This is a genomic window from Spirosoma sp. 48-14 (assembly GCF_001898575.1).
Taxonomy (GTDB): Bacteria; Bacteroidota; Bacteroidia; order Cytophagales; family Spirosomataceae; genus Spirosoma.
Genome location: NZ_MKUD01000058.1, coordinates 401,743 through 409,122 on the forward strand (window position 1 = coordinate 401,743; position 7,380 = coordinate 409,122).

At 43.9% G+C, this 7,380-nt stretch carries 5 protein-coding genes; 4 read left to right on the top strand and 1 reads right to left on the bottom strand.

Annotated features, from left to right (window positions below; genetic code table 11):
• Positions 1-11: 11 nt before the first annotated feature.
• Both BGO59_RS26495 and BGO59_RS26500 read left to right on the top strand, forming a co-directional pair.
• On the top strand, positions 12-2,660 hold the full coding sequence (locus BGO59_RS26495; protein WP_293688685.1) for a valine--tRNA ligase: 2,649 nt from the start codon (positions 12-14) through the stop codon (positions 2,658-2,660).
• Positions 2,661-2,811: 151 nt separating this feature from the next.
• A complete protein-coding gene (locus tag BGO59_RS26500) occupies positions 2,812-3,333 on the top strand; it encodes an HAD family hydrolase (RefSeq protein ID WP_293688687.1) in 522 nt (173 codons plus the stop codon).
• 285 nt (positions 3,334-3,618) lie between these two features.
• Here BGO59_RS26500 and BGO59_RS26505 read toward each other — a convergent pair whose 3' ends face one another.
• A complete protein-coding gene (locus BGO59_RS26505; RefSeq protein WP_293688689.1) occupies positions 3,619-5,103 on the bottom strand; it encodes an arginine decarboxylase in 1,485 nt (494 codons plus the stop codon).
• 278 nt (positions 5,104-5,381) lie between these two features.
• Here BGO59_RS26505 and murC point away from each other — a divergent pair, with 278 nt between their 5' ends.
• Together murC and BGO59_RS26515 are read left to right on the top strand one after the other, a co-directional pair.
• Complete coding sequence (gene murC, locus BGO59_RS26510; RefSeq protein ID WP_293688691.1) at positions 5,382-6,740, top strand: Mur ligase domain-containing protein; 1,359 nt, start codon at positions 5,382-5,384, stop codon at positions 6,738-6,740.
• A 34-nt stretch (positions 6,741-6,774) separates the two neighbouring features.
• On the top strand, positions 6,775-7,326 hold the full coding sequence (locus BGO59_RS26515) for a TIGR00730 family Rossman fold protein (RefSeq protein ID WP_293688693.1): 552 nt from the start codon (positions 6,775-6,777) through the stop codon (positions 7,324-7,326).
• Positions 7,327-7,380 lie beyond the last annotated feature (54 nt).

Sequence of the window (7,380 nt, forward strand, 5' to 3'; positions counted from 1 at the left end):
CATTGATTTTTATGATTTCAAAGACATACGCTCCCCAGGAAATTGAGGAAAAATGGTATCAATACTGGCTTGATAACCAGTTTTTCAAGTCTACACCCGACGAACGCGAGCCGTATACGATCGTGATTCCGCCACCAAACGTAACGGGTGTGTTGCATATGGGCCATATGCTCAACAATACAATTCAGGATGTATTGATCCGCAAGGCGCGTATGGAAGGGAAAAATGCCTGCTGGGTGCCTGGTACCGACCATGCCAGTATCGCTACTGAAGCCAAAGTAGTGGCTATGCTCAAGGAACGGGGCATCAACAAAACGGATCTGACACGTGACGAATTTTTAGAATATGCCTGGGAGTGGACCCACAAATATGGCGGCATTATTCTCAAGCAGCTTCGTAAACTGGGTGCTTCCTGCGATTGGGATCGTACTCGCTTTACGATGGAGCCCGCTCTGTACGATTCGGTTATCGATGTCTTCGTCGATCTCTACAACAAAGGCCAGATTTACCGGGGCATCCGCATGGTGAACTGGGACCCGCAAGGCCGTACTGCCGTATCGGACGAAGAAGTAATCACAAAGGAAATTCAGCAAAAGCTGGTATACATCCGTTACGATATAGCTGGAAGCGAAGGACAGGATTCTATCACCATTGCGACTGTTCGACCGGAGACGATCATGGCCGACGTAGCCATTGCCGTTAATCCAGACGATGAGCGCTATAAGCATCTGCACGGCAAAAAGGCGATTATTCCACTGATCAACCGTGAAATCCCAATCATCGCCGACGACTACGTAACGACCGATTTTGGGACGGGTGGGTTGAAAGTAACCCCTGCCCATGATCCGAATGACTATGCGCTGGGGGTTAAACACAATTTGCCGGTAATCGATATTCTGAACGATGATGGTACGCTGAACGAAAAAGCGCAGATACTAGTTGGTGTGGATCGATTTGCAGCTCGCAAGGCAATCATCAAGTTGCTGGAAGAATCAGGCAATCTGGTCAAAACGGAAGATTATAAATCGAACGTCGGTACGTCAGAGCGGACTAATGCGGTTATAGAGCCGCGTTTGTCGATGCAGTGGTTCCTGAAAATGGATGAGTTGTCGAAACCTGCGTTTAAAAACGTTATGGACGATACCATCCAGCTCGTTCCTCCCAAATTCAAGAACATGTATCGCGCCTGGATGGAAAACGTTCATGACTGGTGCATTAGTCGACAACTTTGGTGGGGGCAGCGGATTCCAGCCTTTTATATGCAGGATGGAACGGTCATCGTAGCCAAAAACAAGCATGAAGCACTGGAAAAAGTACAGCACGAAAAGCTACTTTTCGCCATGACCGAAGCTGACCTGACTCAGGATGAAGACGTATTAGATACCTGGTTTTCGTCGTGGCTCTGGCCTATTACCGTATTCGATGGCCTAAAAGACCCAAACAACGCCGATATCAATTATTATTATCCGACCAACGATCTGGTTACGGCACCCGAAATTCTGTTCTTCTGGGTAGCCCGGATGATTATTGCCGGGTATGAATACCGTGGCAAAGAACCGTTTAAGAATGTGTACCTGACAGGTATTGTTCGCGATAAGTTGGGCCGGAAAATGTCGAAACAACTCGGCAATTCACCCGATCCACTCGATCTGATTGATCAATACGGCGCCGATGGTGTTCGAACGGGGATGCTGTTCAGTTCAGCCGCTGGTAATGACCTGATGTTCGACGAAAAGCTGGTTGAACAGGGCCGTAATTTCAGCAACAAAATCTGGAATGCATTCCGACTGGTAAAAGGCTGGACAATTGACAACGGAAACGAAGGAACAATACACACGCTGTCGCCATCGCATCCAAATGTGCTACCCATTCAATGGTTTGAATCGAAACTGAATGCGACGCTGATCCAGATTGAGGATGATTTCAGCAAGTTCCGTATTTCGGATGCACTACAGGCCGTTTATAAGCTGATCTGGGATGATTTCTGTTCGCAGTACCTCGAACTCATCAAACCGGGCTTTGAGCAACCCATTGATCGAGTTACCTACGAGGCTACCATCAATTTCTTCGAGCGGCTCATGTGTCTGGCTCACCCGTTCATGCCGTTTATTACCGAAGAAATCTGGCAGGATATTCGCGAGCGAGAAACTGGAACTAGTATTTGTGTAGCTTCTTTCCCGAAGGCTGGAGCAGTCGACCAACAAATCCTAGCTGATTTCGACATTTTGTTTGAAGTCGTTTCAAATGTGCGAAACATCCGAAATGCGAAACAAATTTCGCCCAAAGTAGCCCTGCCCCTGGCGATCAAAACTGTTTCGGCCGACCGATTCAAGCCCTTAGAACCCTTGATTAGTAAGATTGCTAATGTCGCTGAGGTTAGTTACGTTGATGAAAAAACGCAGGGGATTGCATTCCTGATCAAGAGCGACGAGTTCTTTGTGAACGTTGCGGGTGAAATTGATCTGGACCAGGAAATTGCCAATACACGCAAGGAATTGGATTACAATATCGGTTTCCGCGATTCGATTTTGAAGAAATTATCGAACGAAAAGTTTGTTGCCAATGCCAAGCCCGAAGTTGTTGACCGCGAACGACAGAAACTCGCTGATGCTGAGGCTAAAATCCAGGCTTTAGAACAACGAATGCAGTCATTAAAGTAGCCTAATGGAGCTTTATTCTGGCAATGATTCTTCCATTAATCACCGCTAGAATTAGCGTATAATAAAATTTAACACGAATATCTAAAGCAATAATACAATTATTTGACCGAATAATTGTATTATTGCCTTCAAACACGACAACCTTTCTTCAATGAATAAGTGCATCTTTTTGGACCGAGATGGGGTTTTAAATGAGGATAGAACAGACTACGTCTATCGGGTCGAAGATTTCATTATTCCTGATGGAGTACCCGAAGCATTACGTTTATTGAAGGAAGCAGGTTACCTGCTTATTGTTATTACCAATCAGGCTGGTATTGCGAAAGGGCTTTATACGCGCGACGATGTGATGACCTGTTACAATTATTTACAGGACCAATGTGGCAAGCTCATCGACGATATTTATTATTGCCCACACCATCCTAAATACGACTCTGAATCGTTAACTCGTAAACCGGGCTCTCTACTTCTAGAAAAAGCCATTGCGAAATACAATATCCGGCCAGACGCTTCCTGGATGATTGGCGACGCTCCCCGTGATATGCAGGCCGGTAAACGAGTAGGAGTACGCACTATCCGTATCGCTACCGAAGCACAACCCTCGCCAGATGCCGATGGCTATGCAACCAATTTATTGGAAGCCTCAAGGTTTGTTCTGGAATTCGCGGCTTAATTAGTCCCTATAAGCAAAAGCGGGCAATTTCCTAGACTGGAGATTGCCCGCTTTTTCTATAAAAATCTTCTAGTTACGCCCGCACCTGCGAAGAAGCAGGTTTCTGTACACTACCATATGCTGGGCAATTTGCCTTCCGTGCACACGACCCTAATGACAATACTGCCAGAACAGAACCCAAGATTAGTAGTTTTTTCATGAAAATGTTCGTCCAGAATGTTGGTATCTCTGCAGATAGTAGAACGAAAATAATGCCAAAAACTTTTACATTCCTGCTTGAGAGCACTAATTTTCTTCTTTCATCAGTTCTGCCTCTTCCTGACGTATTTCAGCGGCTTCTGTAGCCTCTAATTCCGTCATACCGGGTTCAGCACCACCAAAGCCCAGAATCTTCAGCATCGTCTCACTATTTTGCTCAGGAGCAAACAAGCGGGAGCGTAAATTACCTTGCTCATCTTTATCGACAATAACGTGCTGCGGAGCTGGAATCAGACAGTGTTGAATACCTCCATACCCCCCCAGCGACTCCTGATAAGCCCCTGTGTGGAACAAGCCTATGTATTGATCCTCGGTATCCTGATCGAAAATTGGCAGATACAAATCGGCACTATGGGCTTCGGTATTATAAAAATCATGCGAGTCGCAGGTGAGGCCACCCAGGTTCACTTTCTGGTATGGATTATCCCAGTTATTGACCGACAGCATGATGTATTTCTGACCAAGCCCCCACGAATCGGGTAATTGGGTGATAAACGACCCATCGATCATATACCACAACTCCTTATCGTTCTGTAACTTCTGATCGATCACTTTATAAATAACTGCCCCACTTTCGCCAACCGTATATGAACCGAATTCCGTAAAAATATGCGGTACCGGAACATTATTCTTGTTACAAATCCACTGAATACTTTCCACAATCTGGTCGATCATGGCCTGGTAATCGTATGTAAACTGGAATGAAGTCTGGATTGGCATGCCACCGCCAATGTCAATCGAATCCAGATCAGGGCACATTTTCCGCAGTTCACAGTATTTGTACATGAACCGGCTCAGTTCACTCCAGTAATAAGCGCTGTCTTTGATACCCGTGTTAATGAAAAAGTGTAGCATTTTCAGCTTGAACTTCTCATTTGGCTGGATTTTGGTCCGGTATAACTCATTTACATCACTATACCGAATACCTAACCGCGAAGTATAAAAGGCAAAGTTTGGCTCTTCGTCAGTGGCAATCCGAATGCCTAGATTTACACTTTCGGCAGTTACCGAATTTTCGTACGCTTCAATCTCCTTGAGGTTATCCAGCACCGGAATACAGTTGGTGAACCCATCATTGATAAGCTCACTAATATATTGTGTATACAGTGGCCGCTTGTAGCCATTACAAACGATATACGTACTCTTGGAAATCTTTCCCATTTTGAACAATTCCCGAATAATGGGAATGTCATAAGCCGACGAGCTTTCCAGATGGATGTTGTTTTTCAGGGCTTCTTCGAGTACAAACCGAAAATGGGAGGACTTTGTACAATAACAGTAGGTATAGCTGCCCTTGTAATTATACCGTTTCATTGCATTTTTGAACAGCAGCTTGGCATGTTCAATATGTTCAGTGATTTTCGGTAAGTACGTTAATTTTAAGGGTGTACCATATTGTTTGACAATGTCCATCAGTGGGACATTATTGAACATCAACTCGTTGTTCTCGACGTTGAATTCCCGTGTCGGAAACTCAAACGTCTGGTCAATCAGATCATAGTAAGTCTTCATCCCTACGTTCGGCGCATAAAAATAAGTGGTCCGTTACTCCGGTTTCCCGCTGTGGCGGTTGTGGTTATGAAAAAACAGGCGCGAATTTGGCTCTTAAAATCGGGCTTTCCAAGTAAGGTCTATCCGCAAGGTAGTCAACGAAAAACAAAACGCTTTGATTCGATAATCATAGAAATTTAACAGGATGTAGATATCCCTTGTTTATCCACTTACTAAGTTCATCAGGCAAACCAAAAAGAAACTGTACTTTTGTTTTTCTACACTGACTGATTTTCCAAATGCCCCAGTCTATTCATTTCATTTCTATTGGTGGCAGTGCCATGCATAATCTGGCTTTAGCCCTTCATCAACAAGGTTATACCGTTACTGGGTCTGATGAAACCATTTATGAACCTTCACGGACTCGCTTAGAAAAACAAAACCTATTACCAGCACAAACTGGATGGTTTCCTGAGAAAATTCACAGTGGCCTAGATGTAGTCATAGTCGGCATGCATGCTCGGAAAGACAATCCTGAACTCATCAAAGCACTTGAATTAGGTTTACCCATTTATTCTTATCCCGAATTTATTTATCAATTAAGTCGGCAAAAGCAACGGGTAGTTATAGCTGGCAGTCATGGGAAGACGACAATAGTTGCCATGATTCTGCATGTTCTGAAGCATTACAACCGGCAATTTGACTTCTGGATTGGTGATCCCATCGAGGAGTTCGATACCACGGTCCGGCTTTCATCGACAGCTCCATTGATTATCATTGAAGGGGATGAATACGCATCATCACCTATCGATTCACGGCCAAAGTTTCTGGCTTTTCAACCCCACATTGCCCTAATTAGTGGAATTGCCTGGGACCATATTAATCTTTACCCTACCTGGGACGAGTATGTCGATCAGTTTGAGTCATTGGCCGAAGCCATGCCTAAAGCAGGCATTTTGATTTTTGATGAATCGGACGATATGCTTGATGTAATTGGCCAAAAAGAACGGGACGATATTACAAAAATACCCTATCTAGCACACCCTAGTGAAATTGTCAACGGAGAGACGTTCCTCATTACAAAACAGGGAAAGCGGGTACCTACTAGACTGTTCGGACAGCATAACATGAAAAATATCGCTGGGGCCATAACCGTCTGCGACCGTATCGGCATCACTGAGGATATGTTTTATGAAGCCATTCCAACATTTACTGGTGTCAGCAAACGCCTGGAGAAAATTGCGGAATCTACCAATAGAACTGTCTTTAGAGACTTTGCCCATTCACCAGCCAAAGTAGAAGCAACAACAGAAGCTGTAAAACAACAATACCCCAATAAGAAATTACTGGCCGTAGTTGAGCTTCAGTCTATTGACAACACGAATAAATCGTTTTTGGATAAATATAAAGAAACAACAGACGCTGCTGACCAGGTAGCCATATTCATACATCCTGGCTCAGCAGATTCAAGCGAACAGATTACGACATCTGATATACAGAAGGCTTTTCAAAAGCCTTCGCTCCAGGTTTTTACAGATTCGGCTGCTTTACAAAATTATCTTCTTCAGGAACGAGATGCCAATCACATTTTTCTCTTCATGAGCTCAGAAACTTTTGGTGGTCTGGATCTACCTAATCTTGCTCCAAAACTGATCTAATCACTCTTTGACTTACTGAATCTACGTAATTAACATGCAAAGTCTTGTTGTCTATTGTGCTTCGAGTCCAGGTACTAATCCAATCTATAACGAAGTAGCCTCTGAACTCGGTAAAAAAATGGCGGAACAGAACATTCGGCTAATATATGGAGGAGGGGGATTTGGGCTAATGGGCGACGTGGCCAACGCGGTTTTACAAAATGGTGGTATCGTAACTGGTATAATCCCGAATTTTCTTGCTGATTTAGAGGTAGCCCATACAACGCTTACGGAATTGCACTTTGTAGAAACTATGCATGAACGTAAGTATAAAATGGTTCAATTAGCTAAAGGCGTAATAGCTCTGCCTGGGGGTTATGGAACCTTAGACGAGTTATTTGAAATTTTAACCTGGAAGCAACTTAAACTCTATGATGGGCCTGTAGCTGTGATCAATATAAATGGCTTTTACGACCTTTTATTGCAACAATTGGACCGGATGGTAGCCGATGGCTTTTTAAAGGCTGAGAATCGCTCTTTGCCGATTATAGCTAATTCAGTAGATGATGCTTTAAAACAGATTAATGATTATTGGGCTACTATTTAACTTTCTAACAAAGTATTAAAACAAAAAAGCCATCTATCGATGGCTTTTTGCTTA

Bases quoted from the DNA above. Each gene is read 5' to 3' on its own strand.
- BGO59_RS26500 (WP_293688687.1), top strand. From the start codon at position 2,812: ATGAATAAGTGCATCTTTTTGGACCGAGATGGGGTTTTAAATGAGGAT.
- BGO59_RS26505 (WP_293688689.1), bottom strand. From the start codon at position 5,103: ATGAAGACTTACTATGATCTGATTGACCAGACGTTTGAGTTTCCGACA.
- BGO59_RS26495 (WP_293688685.1), top strand. From the start codon at position 12: ATGATTTCAAAGACATACGCTCCCCAGGAAATTGAGGAAAAATGGTAT.
- murC (WP_293688691.1), top strand. From the start codon at position 5,382: ATGCCCCAGTCTATTCATTTCATTTCTATTGGTGGCAGTGCCATGCAT.
- BGO59_RS26515 (WP_293688693.1), top strand. From the start codon at position 6,775: ATGCAAAGTCTTGTTGTCTATTGTGCTTCGAGTCCAGGTACTAATCCA.